This is a genomic window from Enterovibrio baiacu (assembly GCF_004120195.1).
Lineage (GTDB): Bacteria > Pseudomonadota > Gammaproteobacteria > Enterobacterales > Vibrionaceae > Enterovibrio > Enterovibrio baiacui.
This window is the reverse complement of record NZ_SCHN01000050.1, coordinates 1-679: the sequence shown is the minus strand read 5'-3', so window position 1 is coordinate 679 and position 679 is coordinate 1. Positions and strand designations below refer to the sequence as shown.

At 43.5% G+C, this 679-nt stretch carries 3 tRNA genes; all 3 read right to left on the bottom strand.

The features are described from left to right. Positions 1-386 precede the first annotated feature (386 nt). Positions 387-462: transfer RNA gene (locus tag EQP46_RS24030), tRNA-Val, on the bottom strand. Between the two features lie 30 nt (positions 463-492). Further along, a tRNA-Lys gene (locus tag EQP46_RS24025) sits at positions 493-568 on the bottom strand. Position 569: 1 nt separating this feature from the next. Further along, positions 570-645, bottom strand: a tRNA-Glu gene (locus tag EQP46_RS24020). Between the last annotated feature and the right edge of the window lie 34 nt (positions 646-679).

The window sequence follows — 679 nt, the reverse complement described above, 5'->3', positions numbered from 1 at the left end:
CAAACAACCAAGGTGTTCTCGTTAAAGAACAAGTTCAAATTAATGAACGGTTTTTCGCCGGACTCAAATATGTTCATCCTTCTTTTAACAAGAAGCATGAAACCAAGAACACTTGAATGTGTTTGGTGTTAATTCAAAAGAATTAACGTTTTGAGAACTTTTGTTTCATTACCTCTCGGGTAGAGAGATAAGAAACAGATTTCAATTTAATCGTTTGATTAAATTTACTAGTCAGCTTTCCAGATTTTTAAAGAGCAAAGTGGTGTTTCTTCTCTCAAACAGAGAGTGGAACCACTTTCTAAAGATTCTTAGACGCAAAAATACACACCCGATAACAATTTTTGCTTATTGGGTCTGCGATTCCGTGCAGAAAAATATTTAGAGAGTGGTGGGCGATACCGGGCTCGAACCAGTGACCCCCTCCTTGTAAGGGAGGTGCTCTCCCAACTGAGCTAATCGCCCACGATAGTTTTGATTCCCTCATGGAGAGAATGGTGGGTCGTGCAGGATTCGAACCTGCGACCAATTGATTAAAAGTCAACTGCTCTACCAGCTGAGCTAACGACCCGTGGCGTCCCATAGGGGAGTCGAACCCCTGTTACCGCCGTGAAAGGGCGGTGTCCTAGGCCTCTAGACGAATGGGACACACTGTTTGYTGAGGTTTGGGAACCTCAACCAC